We start from the raw sequence: 14,023 nt of genomic DNA, 5'->3' as shown, positions 1-14,023 counted from the left end.
TAAAAATACATATTTCTCGAAGAAAAACACACCGCTTTCTCTTTTTTTAAGTAACGACTCATCCTTAACGGCATAGCCGACTGACTATAATCAAGATACTTCTTTAATTAAAATATTCATTCTTACATGCCTCTTAAACCCGGGGACGGGGGAAAGGGCTCAGAGCGAAGGCCGCATTTAAGGTGGACCCGGTTCTTTGGACACGTCAACCCCTATGCGTGGAGCAGTGTTGAGCCGTATTCGTATGGCGTCATATCGCCGAGGCCTTCTTGGTATCGGCGGTAGCGGTAGTAGTTTATGTAGTCGGCGACGGCGGCTTCAATCTCTTGGTCGTCGGCGTTTTCGTCAAATGGGACTTCTTGTTTCATTTTTCCGAAGAAGGATTCGCAGGGCGCGTTGTCCCAGCAGTTGCCTTTTCTTGACATGGATTGGATGAGGCCCATGGATTGGACGGTGTCTCGGAATTTTTTTGCTGTGTAGTGAACGCCTTGATCGGAGTGGATGATGGCGTTTTGGCTGTAGCCACAGGCGTTGAGTTGCTCGAGGGTCTCGAGGACGAAGTCGAGGCTGTAGCTTGTGCTGGTTTTGTAGGCGACGGGTTCGTTGGTTTGGGCGTCGATGATGACGGAGACGTAGGAGAAGTGGCCTTGGTGTTTGATGTAGGTGATGTCGGTGAGGAAGAGTTTTCTGGCTTTGCCCGGCTTGAAGGCGCGCTTGACGCGGTTCGGGGCGATTTTGCTTTCTTGGCCGTCGTTTTTCCGTTTGTCGTAGGGCCGTGCTTTTTTCACCGGGCATTTGAGTTGGTATTTCCGCATGATGCGTTGGATTTTTTTGCGATTGTAGATGATGTCGTAGTCGTTTTTCAGGACCATGCGAAGGGAGCGGCTGCCTTTGTGGTAGTATTTGCCGCTATGGTCATAGGCTTTTTGTATGAAGTACAGGGCTTCTTGATCTGCTTCTTCTCTTCGTTGCCGGTTTTCTTTGCTGGCTTTGTAGTAGTAATAGGTGCTTCGAGGCAGTTGAAGATTTTCGCAAAGGGCTTTGATGTTAATGGCTTTCCCGTAGATTTCGACGGTTTCTTCGATAATTTTACAGAGATCAGTCGTTCCATATTCCTTCTTGTCGCATCGCCTCCCTCCTAGCCAGCCAGCTTTTTTTAATGCTTCGATCTCCGCAGCTTGTTGTTGTATGGTTTTTTCTTGCTTTGCCAGTTGCTCTTTGGCTTTTTTCAGATCGTCAATGGCATCGATAGCCTGAAGGGCTTCTTTTGCGGCTTCTTGGTCTATTGATGCGAGAATGGTGTCCCGAATGTGGCGCTCTTTCCACCGCGCGGTGGCCCGCTCGATGCGTTTGTCGCCTAAGATTTCCAGGTCAAAACCGGCTTCAACAAAGATTTGTTTAGGCCGCTTGCCTGTGCTCAGCGCATCAATGAAGTGTTTTTTAAATTCATCCGTATAGAGAATACATTTATCGTTGACTGATTTGACATTTGGATTGGTGCGTAAGATGGCTTGCTCTTCAGCAGTTAGTTTTCCTCGTCCCATGGTTTCCCTCCTTAATTGAATTATACACGATTTAAGGTAGGGGGAATGTCCAAATCTTGGGGACCGGGTTACATTTCCCCCGTCCCCGGGACCCCTTGCCCCCTTTCTGGCCGCGTGTGATTGGAAAGAAAATGCCTGCGGCATTTTCTACATATTTCCCTTTTCGTCGTCGCGATAGGTAGCCTATGTCACAAAAGCTGAGCGGCACTATGCAGGTGACTGGCTTCACTGATAACCCGCCGCCCCTGTTACTCCGAGCGATCGCCTTACATTTTACGCACGCACGCTCACGAGTGTCGCACTTCATTGACTTAATTGACCAATTACCCGATTCAGTTTCTTTCGTAGGCAACACGGCCCAGCAGGAATCAAATGCCGTTAGGCATTTGTACTGCTAAAAAGCGTTTTGTGGGTGGAGGGGGATGTACAACTATACATCCGTTTCGATTCGGCTTCGCCTTTTCGAAACGGTGTAAGACTGCATCTGACCTTCCGGCGACTCGCTTCGCTCGTCGGGATAGGTCATGAGGGTCCCGGGGAAGGGTTAGATGGTTCAAGACCGCCACTAAAAAAACGAACTCAAAATCTCTCTTCCGCGACGCGGCCCAGCAGGAATCGAAACCCGTTAGGGTTTCGCACATTAAGAGAGCGTTAGGGTTAAAGGGTGGGGGTCCGGGGGAGGGATAAGGGCGAATCGCAACGCCCTATTTCCCTCCCCCGGAGAGGAAAAGGTGAATAAAGGGACAGAAAGAGAAAAACAAAGGGAAAGAACCCTTCTTCCGCACCCTTACCGCAAGAACATAAAGGAAAGAAAGAAAAAGAAAAAGGAAAAAATAATGAACATCACACTATTGGCGGGAGCTCGGGAGGGGCGCATACCCCTCCCGCCCTCCAAATCCATTGCCCACAGAAAAATAATTCTCTCCGCGTTAGCGCCTCTTGGGGGAGAAGTGCGCCTATGGTCGATCTCAAACGACATTCGCGCCACGATCGACCTCGTCGAATCCCTCGGCGGCAGCATAAGCATTAAACAATTTAATCAAATACATCACATAAAAATCTCCCCCCTTCCGAAAAAGATCCCCGCTCCCGTTCGCATCCACGTAGACGAAAGTGCCACCACCATGCGCATCGCCCTGATCCTGGCGCCGGCCCTGGCCGATCACGTCATCTTTACCGCCGGGGAGCAGCTCCGCACCCGCCCCATGGACGAAGGCATTCGCTTCCTGAAAGAACACGGCGTGGAAGTCAAAGGCCCCTGGCCCATGGAAACAAGCGGCCGCCTTACATTTACAGACGCTCAAATCACGGCAAAAACCACCGGCCAATTCGTCACCGGCGCCCTCCTGGCAAGCCTGACACAGCGCCGCCCCGTCACCGTCGCCGCAAAGAATCCCCCCTCCGCCCCCTACATCCGCATGACCGCCCGCATGATGGAAGAGGCGGGAGTGAATATCGAAGAAAATAACGGCATCTACACTATCCATCCCGGCGACATCACACACATCGACCCGGTTGTGGAAGGCGACTACAGCCACGCCGCCTACGCCATCGTCGCCAACGCCATGGGCAGCAAAATAAGCCTTACCAACCTGCCGGCCCACAGCCTCCAGGGCGACAAGCAAATCCTCGAGCACATAAAAAAAATAAAAGCCCACAAGCCCGTGGACCTCACCCATACCCCCGACCTCCTCATGGCCCTCGCCGTCCTCGCCACGAAAACCGGCGCCACTTTCACCGGCATCCGCCGCCTGCGCACCAAAGAAAGCGACCGCATCGCCGCCACATCCGCCATGCTCCGCGAACTGGGTATAAATACGAAGACAACGGACGACAGCCTCACCGTCGCCCCGGGGCAAATCACATCGGGCACAGTCGACAGCTGCGGCGATCACCGCATCGCCTTCGCCGCCGCCCTGGTCGCCACCGCCGCCACAGGCCCCATCACCGTCGTGGGAGCCGAAGCCGTAGACAAAAGCTGGCCCGGCTTCTATGAAAGCTTCGCCGCACTGAAAATCATCGAAGACCAATAGAAAGGAACACCATGGGAAAAAACATCTCCATCACCCTCTTCGGCGAAAGCCACGGCAAAGGCGTCGGCGCCCTCCTCACCGGCATGCCGCCCCACATCCCCGTGGATGCCGCCGCCATCGAGCGCGCCCTCGCCCGCAGGAGACCGGGAGGCGACTACGCCACCCCGCGCAGAGAGCCCGACCCCTGGGACATCCTCTCCGGCACCTACAGGGGCAAGACCACCGGCGATCCCATCGCCATCTGGATCCCGAACAAAGACGTCAAAAGCGAAGACTACGAAAACATGCCCTACCGCCCCGGCCACGGCGACTACACCGCCCACGTGAAAAGCTTCGGCGCAGACGATCCCCGCGGCGGCGGATACAGAAGCGGCCGCCTCACCGCCCCCCTCGTCGTCGCCGGCTCCCTGGCGAGCACCCTCCTGGAAAAACAAAACATAAAAATTACATCGAGGATCGCGGAAATCGGGGGAGAGACCGATCCGCTGAAGCAAAAAAAAGCATTAGAGCAGGCGAAAAAAGAAGGCGACAGCCTCGGCGGCATGGTGCACATCACCATCATAGGCGCCCCCGCAGGCATGGGCGGCCCCCGAGAAGCCTCCGCCCAAAGCGCCCTGGCCCATGCCCTCTACGCCGTCGGCGCCGTAAAAAGCGTGGCATTCGGCGCGGGAGAAGATGCCGCCCGATTAAAAGGCTCCGAAAATAACGACCCTTATATAGAAGAAAAGGGAAAAATAAAAACGGCGAGCAACCATGCCGGCGGAATCCTGAGCGGCATCACCACGGGGGAGCCCATCGAAATCACCGTCGCCGTGAAGCCCACCCCATCCATATCAAAGCCCCAACACACCGTAGACAGACAAGGCAAAAACACCGTCCTTGAAATTGCAGGCCGCCACGACACCGCCATCGTGGGCCGCATCCCCGTGGTCCTGGAATCCGCCGCCGCCCTCACGATCCTGGACCTGTGGATCGAAAGGCAAAAAGAAATCGCCCTCCGAGAAAAAACGGGAGAGAAGCAATGAAAGATAAAAACATCGTCATCATCGGCATGCCCGGCGCGGGCAAAACCTCCGTGGCCGAAGCCGTGGCACAAAAACTCGGCAGAAAAATGATCGACATCGACACCGAAATCGTCAAAGCCCACGGCGACATCCCCAAAATCTTCGAAAAAGAAGGAGAAGCCGGCTTTCGCGCCTACGAAAAACAGGCGGTAGCACAAGCCGCAAAAGAGACATCCGTCGTCATCGCCACCGGCGGCGGCAGCCTTCTGGACCGGGAAAACACCAAAGCCCTCAAAAGCACCGGCACCCTCTACTGGATCACCCGCCCCTTAGAAAGCCTCGCCACCGACGGTCGCCCCCTGTCCAAAGGCGGCATCGAAACTCTGAAAAAGCTTTATAACGAAAGAAAAGAAATCTACGCCGCCGCAGCCGACGCCGTAGTGGAAAACAAAAGCATACAAACCGCCGCCGAAGAAATCATCCGCATAGGAAACGTAACAAAAAAGTGAAAACTGCCCCGCCTGTCATAGAACTGTAATTTAATAAAGCGGGGCAATCGGTTATAATGGACTCATCATAGAGGCAGAGTCGATACTCACCTCGTGACATCACATTGAAAAAGGGAGCACCACTTGAACCCTGCTCGATGCGATGGTATAATAGTGTAAGATTCACAGGAATATGCCTGGGAGAATCTGAAAATTCATAAGGAGGTCGAAAGACAAGATGAACAAGAAATTTCTTAGCCTTGTACTCGCACTAGTCATGGTACTTGGCACATTCGGAAACGTCTTTGCGGCTGAAGCTAAGGATAAGAAGGAAGTTAAGGAAGTTCCGAAACTTACTACTACCGAAGCAAAAGCTCAATGGCTCATCGACAACGGTTATGTCGTCGGTACCGCAGACAAAGACGGCAAAGCAACCGGCAATATGGACCTGAAGAGCCCCATTCGCAGAGACGCAGTAGCTAAAATGCTCGTTTTTGCCATTGGCGAAAAGGACTTAGCTGCCAAATTACAAGGCGTGTACACACCCTTCCCCGACGTTAAAGTCGACAACATCATGAACGGTTTCATTACCGCCGCTGCTTCCAAAACAGCTAACGGTGTTCCGATTATCGTCGGTTATCAAGACGGTACTTTCCGTCCCACGAAGGACGTTACCTACGCTGAATTGGCAAAAATGCTCGTCGTAGCAATCGACAAAGACCTGACCCCCGCGAAGGCAGCTTCTTACAGCTGGCCCCAAGGCTGGATGGAAAGAGCAGCTCAACTGGACATCTTCTCCGGTCTCAGCATTGCTGATGCCAACAAACCGGCTGTACGTTCCGATGCTTTCGCAATGATCTTTAACGCATTCTACAAGTTGAAAAACTTAGAACCCGTACCGGCTAACGAATTCCGCGGCGTTATCAGCGAATCCTCTGACGGAACCACCCTGGTATTGAACCAAGGCGAATTCAAGAAGGAATTCAAAGTAACCAAAGACACCATTTTCGTTAACCAAAAAGGCGAAGCTAAAAAATGGATCTTCAACAAAGTAGCTGCAAGCGACTACTATGTAGGCTCCGTTGTACGCGTCCTCTTCAACAAAGACGGCGTTGTTTCCCACATCATCGAAATGGGTAACCCCGTAGACGGTATTAAGAACCATGACAGAGCTTGGGTCGAACTGGGCAACAAGTCCTTACAATTAGCTAGCAACTGGCAAAAAGCGAAACCCGTTTACAATGTTACGCTGAACAAAGACAACATTGAGTTTATCAACACGTTTAAAAATGCTGCCAACAAGGCTGTATCGAAATTCGAAGTGAACTCCGAAACTGAATTCTACGTAGCAGATGCAGGCGTCTACACGAAAGTAAAAGACTACGATGCTGCAAAGAAATTAGTAGCCGACAAAGACAACAAGACCTACAACGTCTACCTGGCATACGAAAAATTAACCGTATCCGGCGTAAACGAAGCCAGAATTGTTGTATTCAACAAAGCAGAAATTTCTGCAGACACCACTCTCGTTCGTGTTAACAAGGCTGTCAGCAACAAAGACTTCAAGCTCTACGTTGAAAAACCCGCTTATGAAGGCGGCGAAGTAACCGCAGTTAGCGCATTAAATGACCAAGTTTGGGGCTACACCGCCATCAACTTGAACAAGTACGATGTTGCTAAATTGCCCATCGCTAACAACAAGCTTGACTTTAACGTAGCTCAACCGAAGTTAATTGATGCTAAGAAAGACAATGTATACGAAGTTGTAGACGTTCTTCTGAACGGTGCTTCCATCGACACGGAAAAAACCTCCGCTGACATGGGCATCAACAAGGCAAACAAAGTTGTCTTGAAAGATAAGGACAATTACGTACAAGCATTCGACCTTGAAAAAGACTACAAATACTTCTTCGGTAAAGAATTCAAGAAGGGCGCTAAGGTTCAAATCGCAGTACGTTCCGACAACAAGGACATCATCCAAGTTGTTTCCGTACTTCCCAACGAAACCGGATTAAAGGGTAACCTGGAAAAAGGCGTTCGTGCAGGTCTTGTAAAAGGCAAGCTCGTAAGCTACAACAAAGTTGACGGTCACTTGGCTCAAGTTACCATCTTACCTGAAGGTAGCAAAGATGCTAAGACCTATTTAACCGCTTTAGAAGAAAAAGCTTTCTCCAAAGACGGTAAGTCCACTTTGGAAGCAGGCGCTTATGTTGAAGCTAAAGTTGAAAAACTTCTCAACACCACGATCGAAGGACAAATCACTGAAGTTCTTCAAGTAAGTGCAGATGTTCAATCGATTAAAGACGGTCTTGATAAGTTCATTCTGGGCGACAACACCCTCGACATGAAAGATGCAAAGAAAACGCGTGCAGCTCTTATTTCTGCCCGTGATGCTTTCATCAAATTAGATGCTAGTCTTCTTGAAAAGAACAGAGAATTAGCAAACGAAATTAACCGTCGCATTGATGAATTCAATAAACTCAATGTAAACGGAGAAGCTAATGATATTCCTAACGGAATCGATACAAACGACTTGAGCAAACTTGCTCCTCGTGTGTAATCTAGCTAACTAAAAAACTCGCGTGGAAACACGCGGGTTTTTTTGTGCCCAAATTGACTCCATAGGCCACATCATCATAACAATACCATAGACCATAAACACCAAAGAGCCCCGAGGGGGCTCTTTTTTTATGTCTACATACAAAAGCCTGTGTGGGGAAAGCCCTTCAGAAAAACTTTCTGACACATAGGTAGTAGACGTTGAAGGCGAAATCTTTGGCCGTGAACCGAAAAAAATCACGAAATCCCGCGTAAATTCTTCCTTTAAACCGTTTATAGAGGTAAAGGCAAATGGCCTAATGTTAAAGGTCCTTTCCTTTTTAATCTCCAAAGGAAGATGCCCAACGCAAAAGGGCGTCCCCCGGGAGAGTATGGGATCTTCACCTAAGAAAGGAGGCTTAGTCCTATTAAAGGTGTAAAGATGAATAAAGTCATCGGATTCGTCATAGTCGCCATCGTCCTATGCTACCTTATCAAATGTCAAAGAGAATGGCTTACAGTCCAATCATTGAGCATGGCGTGGCGCAAGGTGGTGTCATTCGCCATCGATCGAATCATCGATGTCCTTATAAAGAAGTTAAGACAACGGATTAATCATAAGAAAAGCATCGATCGATAACCAATTAAAAGAGAAGTGAACAATGAATGAAATAATCAATCGGTGAAGATCCACAAGCCGCAGGGAAAGCCTCCCTGCGGCTTTGACCTGTTCCTAAAATCCCGGGTTTAAAACTTTTTTCGTCTTTTTTCAAATCCATAGGTATAAATCCCGCCCCAAATTCTATCTACCAAGTGAGGGGGAAAACTTCTCCGCCGCCTCGGCGGAAAGGGCCCGAAAAAGTTTTTCGAAAATTTTCGAAAACCATAGGTAAAATTTCTCCTCAAATTCTATCTAATAAGTGAAGGAGGTGATCTCATGGACGAATTAAAGAAATCCCTGCGCATCGTCTATAACGGAGGTACCGACGGCCACGGCAAGATGTTGACCAAGAGCCAAACCTATTCCGGTTTGATTCCCGAAGCCACCGACGAAAACTTAAAGTCGGCTGCCAACGCCCTCGCCGGTCTCTGTGCAAACAAAATGATCTACGCCGAAGTCAGCACCGTTCAACGCTTAAAATAAGGAGGTAAATTATGGAAAGAACCTATGTATCCGTCACCTTCCAAGACGAGTCCGGTAAGACCGGCCTCGTCCGCGTCAATGACGCGAAGAAGGATCTGGAAGGCGGGGCGGTAAAAGCCGCCGCCCAAACCGTCGTCGACGCCGGTGTCTTTCGCGCCAAAGGCAAATTCGTGGCAGCAAAAAAAGCCGATCTGGTTACCGTCTCTTCCACTCAGCTTTTCAGTGAATAAGGTATCGCCATGAACTTGGACGAAATCCTGTCCCTCATCGCCAACACCGGCTTCCCCATCGTCGTCGCCAGCTACTTCATCATCCGCATGGAAGAAAAGCTCGACAAGTTGGCGGAAACCATTGCCGAATTGGGACACACCATTGAAAGCAAAATGCAATGAAAAAGGGACCCTTTGGTCCCTTTTTCGTTGCAAAAAACGCTGTTTTGTAAATATGAAATTTTTGTTCTCTTTTTTCTTTTTGCTCTCACTCAAGATATGCTCTTCTTTTCAAATTGCGGAGGAGAGGTAATGTAATCAAGATACTTTTCTCTTTTAAGTATTCATTCTTTCATGGTTTTGAGACCCGGGGAAGGGGAAAAGAGCTCAGAGCGGAAGGCCGCAATTTTCCCCTTCCCCGGGACCCCTTCCCCTTTTTTGGCCACGTTTAAGAAGATAGAAAATGCCTGCGGCATTTTCTAACTAGTTGGGCTGTGTCGCCTAGTGGGAGCTGCGTATCGGGTGGAGAAAATGGTAAGTATCAAAAATGGTTTACTCTTTGTTCAGTTCCGACAGAGCTTCTTCCACGTGGGTATAGTAGATGGTGCGGGGGTCGTCGATCATTTCGTCGGCTTCTAGCATTGCACGACGCGTCACATCATTGGGCTCGTGACGGTTCACATCGCCGTCGACACCCGGTCGCAGATTAAAATCAGTGTAGTCAGCCATAGCAACCTCCTTTTTTAGAAGTGTAAAACGTCCGCCATGGAAAGTCAAGAACCGAGGGCGTAAGAAAAAAGGATGATCACGATTAAACTTCGAAAGAATAAAAAAATCGGGTGACGCATAAATGCATCACCCGCAAAACTTTCGTTTTCAATTCGCAAATTCATTGTAGTGTTAATTGTGGAGATAGTCAATTCTCCCTTCCAACACCAATAAAGAACTAATTCATTGAATTGGGATGTGTTGCTCACAGCAGTCGGTGAGTTGGGTCGTCATAGGTTGAATAGGAGAAACGCAAACCATGTGTGTTTGCGGGGTGGTGATTAGATTTTACTCTAATCACCGCTTAATGGAGTGGGTTGAACTATTTCAGCACAATCCATTTTCCCGATTTAGTAGAACCTACTCTAGTAATAACACCATTCTCTTTAAGTTTGCTTATATGGTAGCGCACGCCACTTACAGATATCTCATTAATCTCACTTGCTATCTTTTTGGCGGTAATTTTTGGATTATTTTGCATAAGAAGCAGGATTTGGTCTTGGATGCTCATAGTTTCTTTACCAGTTTCTTTGCTAGTTTCTTTACTAGTTTCTTTGCTAGTACTATTATTAAACCGATTTAAAAATTCTGCATTTATCTCTATAACTGCGTTGGTATAGTTATCTACGTCATTTTCAGGATAGAATTTAAGCTCCGGCGATCTGTTTTCAGAAAGTGCATCTTTTGCGCGCCTTATGCCTGAACCGTAAGATTCTATCAAATTGAGTGAAAAGAACATTTCTTTAAGCTCTTTATTTAGGTATTGTCTTCTATCAAAACTCCTTTCTCGGTTAAGAGATTCGATTGTTACGGGAGGAAGTGGTTTATTATGATTTACAAAAGAGATCCTGTCCCTATAAATATAGATTCCCACATATTCAGGCGTGTCATACTCTTTATGCAGAATGGCATTAGTCGCTAGTTCCTCAAAGGCTGTCAGTGGATAGTTATAAATAATCTTATGCTCGATTTTATCGGGCTCTCTTATTGTATAGGCGGCCATGATATTATCTTCAAAATATTTGCTTACTTGCTTTGCCTGAATCCAAACAGGACCATCAAATTTTTTAGATTCCATTTTATCTGTTCCGTCTATTTCTCTTATGATTTCTACATGAGCGTTTGGAATAAATTTATTCGGAGTTTCTGCAAACATCAGGACAGCGAAGTTTTTAGCTCTATAACCGCCATATTCACTTTCGCTGACAAGTCCCATACTTTTTGCTATATCAAGCTTGGACATTTCTCTAATATCTTTTTTCGCACTAGTTTGAAGCAAATATTCTTTCATGTATTCGTAACTTAGATCATCTATCGTCGCCGTATCATTGAGATTCGAACAGAAAGAATAATTTGCAAATTTCTTCAAAAGCTCAAATTCTTCGATTGGGTTTGGAAGCTTAGAATCTCTGCCGACTCTAATATATCTGCCTGCTTTTAGTTTGATATTTTTATTCTTTTCCGCTTTGTCACTTGTTTGAAAGGGGCCGTTACTGTTGTTTTCTACCGCAACGACGAGATAGTATTCTTCATCAATTTTATCAGTAATAATGTGATAGTTTATTTTGGGGTGGATATTGGAAAGAAGTGATTTTAACTCATTTTCAGTTGTTTCCAATTTTGCTTCTTTTATGCCTTTAATGGGTCTTTTTGGAATCGCTTTTTCTCCCGTTTCTTTATCATCAACTTCTTCAATCCCAATAAATAATAAGCCGATCTCGTCGTTCATATAGTTATTAGCGAAGGCACAAGCTGTTTTTAGAATTTTATCTTTGAAATTTATAGACTTTTTATATTCGATAAAACTGCTTTCTATGCTTTGGTTGTCCAGAATGTTATGTGCCATTCTCTTTATATCTAAAAGCTGCATAATGCCTCCCTATTCCTGATTATTTTATCCTATTATACCATTATTAGTTTTTTCTCAGATGATTTACTTTGAAGGGTACCGAATTAAAAATGTTCTATTTTACAAAGGATTGATACTAAAAGGTTTGGAAGTGCAGACGGATTGAACGTATGTTCTATAAGTGGTAAAATATCCTCACAGATAAAAAACATTTGTTCGAAATTTATGTGAAAGGAGTCTTTAGTCTTTATGGAAGGTCAACTGATACGTGCTGCCAAATCTCGGGATCCCGAAGCTTTGGCGCAGCTGCTGGTGGATCTGTCGCCGCTCACCCGGGCGACGATCCGCCGGATCCAACCTTATGTGGCGGATCCGGATAATTTATCGGGTGAAGCCAATGTCATTTTGCTCGAAGCGCTCGACGAATTCGACGAGGAGCGGGGCGTGCCTTTTTATTTGTTTTATCGCCAGCGTCTGTCTTATTTTTTAATGGACGATTTAAAGCGTAGGATCAAGCACAAGGACGTGCCTCTTACCGACGAGGTCGTGGCCTATCTCGCAGTGGAGGAGGACACGGAGGGGGATCTGGTGGCGCGAGAGCGTGCCCGCGAGCTTCACGTGGCGGTGAATAATCTGCCGGATCGGGAACGGGCGGTGATCGCCATGTATTTTTTCCTGGATCTGTCGCTCTCTGAAATCGGGGGCAAGCTCAATTTGTCTTATCAAACCGTGGCCAATACGAAGGTGCGGGCCATGAAGCGTTTAAGGAGGTTTTATGCTCATCAACAAGAAGCTGATTCATTATAATTTTTCGTCTCGTAACGGGACGCGCATCGCCTATATCGTGGTGCACGACACGGGCAATCCCGCCCCCGGTGCCGACGCCATGGCCCACTACCGCTATTTCGGCGGCGGGAACCGGCGAGCCAGCGCCCATTACTTTGTAGACGATCACGGTGTGGTGCAGATTATCGAAGACGCTTATGCGGCCTGGCACTGCGGCGACGGCCGGGGGAAGCGGGGGATTACGAACCGCAACTCCATCGGCGTGGAGATTTGCATTAATCGGGGCGTGGACCGCAGGGCGGCTCTCGCTCATGCCCGCGATCTGGTGCGGGAGCTTATGGCTTTTTACCGCATTCCCAAGGATCACGTGGTGCGTCACTTCGATGCGTCCGGCAAGATTTGCCCCGGCACCATGGCCGCTAATCATTGGGGCGACTGGTGGGGCTTCTGGGAAAGTCTGTAAGCGTACCTTCCACCGCAACAAGATTCCTTCCACTAAAAAACGAGCTTTGCGGAGCTCGTTTTTTTATGCCTGTATTTATTTCGCCTCTTCTTCCGCCACCATGGTGAGCAGATCGATCATGGTGTTGTCCACGATTTTGGCGCATTTGCATTTTCTGTCGGGATCGTCGTTGTCGTAGCCGTGGGTGAGGGCGCGGCAGCAGGTGGCGCCGTTTTTGTCCCGAAAGGCGTCGTGCATTTTTTTGCTCATTTCGAAGCACCGGTTGATCTTGGGATCGCCGGGCTCGGTGCGGCCGTAGAGGTAGCCCAGGCACATGGTGGCTCCTGCCAGGGCGCCGCAGATGCATCCGCCGCCTCCCAGTCCCCAGGGAAAGCCGCTGCTCATGGCGATGGCTTCGTCGGGTATGTCCAGCTCCAATGTCTTTCTGAAGGTGTCGATGACGGCCTCGGAGCAGGCGTAGCCGGAGTGGAAGGCTTCGTCGGCATAGGCTCTGGCTTCTTCCATATCAAAATCTTTTTTCACGTGATACCCCTTTCTGCGTGTCGTTTCTTTTCTTTATTCTATCACGCTTTGGGCTTTGCTCCAAATGCTTCGCCTCTGGTACCATATGAAAAGCCGAGACTGTATCTTTTAGCGGCTCCACTTTCGGTTTATAATGGTGGGAAGAGGTGAAGACATGAAAAATATTTCTACGAAGAAGTTGACCATGATCGCCATGTTTATGGCTCTGACCACGGTGGCGACCATGATTATTCAAATTCCCATTCCCGCCACCAAGGGCTATCTCAACGTGGGGGACACGGTGGTCATCGCATCGGCCCTCTTAATGGGCAAGATGGCCGGCGGTCTCGTCGGCGGCATCGGCTCGGCCTTGGCGGATCTCCTGTCGGGCTACGGCTATTACGCCCCCATCACTTTGGTAGTGAAGGGCTTGGAAGGTTTTGTGGCGGGCTATCTCCACGAAAAGACCCGTTTGAGCTTCGTGCTTTGCGGTTTGGCAGGGGGCCTGGTCATGGCGGTAGGCTATTTACTCGCCGAAGGACTCATTCTTTATAATTTCCCCACGGCCATCGCAAGTTTCGTCCCCAACATCATTCAAGGGGTGGCAGGCGCTCTCTTGGCGGATATTCTCTATCCCCTCCTGCGCCGCGCCATGGGCGACGAACGCTTGGCATAAGTTTCTGCATTAAAAAACAT

Annotated in this window: 16 protein-coding genes; 11 read left to right on the top strand and 5 right to left on the bottom strand. The window is 48.6% G+C overall.

Translation table 11 applies throughout. The features are described 5' to 3' along the window. Positions 1–212 precede the first annotated feature (212 nt). The gene (locus BN7444_RS02975) at positions 213–1,544 is read right to left on the bottom strand and encodes an IS3 family transposase (protein WP_068455548.1); all 1,332 of its coding nucleotides are present in this window, start codon (positions 1,542–1,544) and stop codon (positions 213–215) included. Between the two features lie 836 nt (positions 1,545–2,380). Here BN7444_RS02975 and BN7444_RS02970 point away from each other — a divergent pair. From BN7444_RS02970 to BN7444_RS02950, 5 genes are all read left to right on the top strand, one after another. Next, positions 2,381–3,577 carry a 3-phosphoshikimate 1-carboxyvinyltransferase gene (locus tag BN7444_RS02970; protein ID WP_135122014.1) on the top strand — a complete coding sequence of 399 codons (1,197 nt, stop codon included), beginning with the start codon at positions 2,381–2,383 and terminating at the stop codon, positions 3,575–3,577. 11 nt (positions 3,578–3,588) lie between these two features. Beyond that, complete coding sequence (locus tag BN7444_RS02965; RefSeq protein WP_068455545.1) at positions 3,589–4,602, top strand: chorismate synthase; 1,014 nt, start codon at positions 3,589–3,591, stop codon at positions 4,600–4,602. Continuing rightward, positions 4,599–5,090 (top strand): shikimate kinase, encoded by a 492-nt coding sequence (locus BN7444_RS02960; protein ID WP_068455542.1) that lies wholly within the window; start codon positions 4,599–4,601, stop codon positions 5,088–5,090. Before BN7444_RS02965 ends, BN7444_RS02960 begins: the two co-directional genes overlap by 4 nt. A 217-nt stretch (positions 5,091–5,307) precedes the next feature. Beyond that, positions 5,308–7,629 (top strand): S-layer homology domain-containing protein, encoded by a 2,322-nt coding sequence (locus tag BN7444_RS02955; protein ID WP_068455539.1) that lies wholly within the window; start codon positions 5,308–5,310, stop codon positions 7,627–7,629. 420 nt (positions 7,630–8,049) lie between these two features. Next, complete coding sequence (locus BN7444_RS02950; RefSeq protein ID WP_068455536.1) at positions 8,050–8,247, top strand: hypothetical protein; 198 nt, start codon at positions 8,050–8,052, stop codon at positions 8,245–8,247. 4 nt (positions 8,248–8,251) lie between these two features. On the opposite strand, the gene BN7444_RS09560 is transcribed toward BN7444_RS02950, so the two are convergent. Further along, on the bottom strand, positions 8,252–8,386 hold the full coding sequence (locus BN7444_RS09560; protein ID WP_281189427.1) for a hypothetical protein: 135 nt from the start codon (positions 8,384–8,386) through the stop codon (positions 8,252–8,254). Positions 8,387–8,544: 158 nt separating this feature from the next. On the opposite strand from BN7444_RS09560, the gene BN7444_RS02945 reads away from it, so the two are divergent. The 3 genes from BN7444_RS02945 to BN7444_RS09080 are packed head-to-tail and all read left to right on the top strand — an operon-like array spanning position 8,545 to position 9,143. After that, the gene (locus BN7444_RS02945; protein ID WP_068455533.1) at positions 8,545–8,751 is read left to right on the top strand and encodes a DUF1659 domain-containing protein; all 207 of its coding nucleotides are present in this window, start codon (positions 8,545–8,547) and stop codon (positions 8,749–8,751) included. Between the two features lie 11 nt (positions 8,752–8,762). After that, positions 8,763–8,981, top strand: a complete 219-nt coding sequence (locus BN7444_RS02940; RefSeq protein WP_068455531.1) for a DUF2922 domain-containing protein — start codon at positions 8,763–8,765, stop codon at positions 8,979–8,981. Positions 8,982–8,990: 9 nt separating this feature from the next. Beyond that, positions 8,991–9,143 carry a YvrJ family protein gene (locus BN7444_RS09080; protein WP_245654184.1) on the top strand — a complete coding sequence of 51 codons (153 nt, stop codon included), beginning with the start codon at positions 8,991–8,993 and terminating at the stop codon, positions 9,141–9,143. Positions 9,144–9,512: 369 nt separating this feature from the next. Here BN7444_RS09080 and BN7444_RS09335 read toward each other — a convergent pair whose 3' ends face one another. Continuing rightward, positions 9,513–9,689 (bottom strand): hypothetical protein, encoded by a 177-nt coding sequence (locus BN7444_RS09335; RefSeq protein WP_167627196.1) that lies wholly within the window; start codon positions 9,687–9,689, stop codon positions 9,513–9,515. Between the two features lie 361 nt (positions 9,690–10,050). Then, complete coding sequence (locus BN7444_RS02935) at positions 10,051–11,598, bottom strand: AlbA family DNA-binding domain-containing protein (RefSeq protein WP_068455528.1); 1,548 nt, start codon at positions 11,596–11,598, stop codon at positions 10,051–10,053. Between the two features lie 228 nt (positions 11,599–11,826). Here BN7444_RS02935 and BN7444_RS02930 point away from each other — a divergent pair, with 228 nt between their 5' ends. After that, the gene (locus BN7444_RS02930) at positions 11,827–12,384 is read left to right on the top strand and encodes an RNA polymerase sigma factor (protein ID WP_068455525.1); all 558 of its coding nucleotides are present in this window, start codon (positions 11,827–11,829) and stop codon (positions 12,382–12,384) included. Continuing rightward, positions 12,353–12,826 (top strand): peptidoglycan recognition protein family protein, encoded by a 474-nt coding sequence (locus tag BN7444_RS02925; RefSeq protein WP_068455521.1) that lies wholly within the window; start codon positions 12,353–12,355, stop codon positions 12,824–12,826. The genes BN7444_RS02930 and BN7444_RS02925 overlap by 32 nt, the downstream gene beginning before the upstream one ends. 75 nt (positions 12,827–12,901) lie before the next feature. On the opposite strand, the gene BN7444_RS02920 is transcribed toward BN7444_RS02925, so the two are convergent. Then, entirely contained in the window at positions 12,902–13,348 is a 447-nt protein-coding gene (locus BN7444_RS02920) for a C-GCAxxG-C-C family (seleno)protein (RefSeq protein ID WP_068455518.1), read from the bottom strand. A 154-nt stretch (positions 13,349–13,502) separates the two neighbouring features. On the opposite strand from BN7444_RS02920, the gene BN7444_RS02915 reads away from it, so the two are divergent. Continuing rightward, entirely contained in the window at positions 13,503–14,003 is a 501-nt protein-coding gene (locus BN7444_RS02915; RefSeq protein ID WP_068455514.1) for an ECF transporter S component, read from the top strand. Positions 14,004–14,023 lie beyond the last annotated feature (20 nt).

The organism is Peptoniphilus pacaensis, from assembly GCF_900088125.1.
GTDB lineage: Bacteria > Bacillota > Clostridia > Tissierellales > Peptoniphilaceae > Aedoeadaptatus > Aedoeadaptatus pacaensis.
Note: the sequence above shows the minus strand (reverse complement) of the source record. Positions and strands in the feature narration are given on the sequence as shown.

Coding starts and splice junctions, on each gene's coding strand:
- BN7444_RS02975 (WP_068455548.1), bottom strand. CDS start 1,544: ATGGGACGAGGAAAACTAACTGCTGAAGAGCAAGCCATCTTACGCACC.
- BN7444_RS02970 (WP_135122014.1), top strand. CDS start 2,381: ATGAACATCACACTATTGGCGGGAGCTCGGGAGGGGCGCATACCCCTC.
- BN7444_RS02965 (WP_068455545.1), top strand. CDS start 3,589: ATGGGAAAAAACATCTCCATCACCCTCTTCGGCGAAAGCCACGGCAAA.
- BN7444_RS02960 (WP_068455542.1), top strand. CDS start 4,599: ATGAAAGATAAAAACATCGTCATCATCGGCATGCCCGGCGCGGGCAAA.
- BN7444_RS02955 (WP_068455539.1), top strand. CDS start 5,308: ATGAACAAGAAATTTCTTAGCCTTGTACTCGCACTAGTCATGGTACTT.
- BN7444_RS02950 (WP_068455536.1), top strand. CDS start 8,050: ATGAATAAAGTCATCGGATTCGTCATAGTCGCCATCGTCCTATGCTAC.
- BN7444_RS09560 (WP_281189427.1), bottom strand. CDS start 8,386: ATGGATTTGAAAAAAGACGAAAAAAGTTTTAAACCCGGGATTTTAGGA.
- BN7444_RS02945 (WP_068455533.1), top strand. CDS start 8,545: ATGGACGAATTAAAGAAATCCCTGCGCATCGTCTATAACGGAGGTACC.
- BN7444_RS02940 (WP_068455531.1), top strand. CDS start 8,763: ATGGAAAGAACCTATGTATCCGTCACCTTCCAAGACGAGTCCGGTAAG.
- BN7444_RS09080 (WP_245654184.1), top strand. CDS start 8,991: ATGAACTTGGACGAAATCCTGTCCCTCATCGCCAACACCGGCTTCCCC.
- BN7444_RS09335 (WP_167627196.1), bottom strand. CDS start 9,689: ATGGCTGACTACACTGATTTTAATCTGCGACCGGGTGTCGACGGCGAT.
- BN7444_RS02935 (WP_068455528.1), bottom strand. CDS start 11,598: ATGCAGCTTTTAGATATAAAGAGAATGGCACATAACATTCTGGACAAC.
- BN7444_RS02930 (WP_068455525.1), top strand. CDS start 11,827: ATGGAAGGTCAACTGATACGTGCTGCCAAATCTCGGGATCCCGAAGCT.
- BN7444_RS02925 (WP_068455521.1), top strand. CDS start 12,353: ATGCTCATCAACAAGAAGCTGATTCATTATAATTTTTCGTCTCGTAAC.
- BN7444_RS02915 (WP_068455514.1), top strand. CDS start 13,503: ATGAAAAATATTTCTACGAAGAAGTTGACCATGATCGCCATGTTTATG.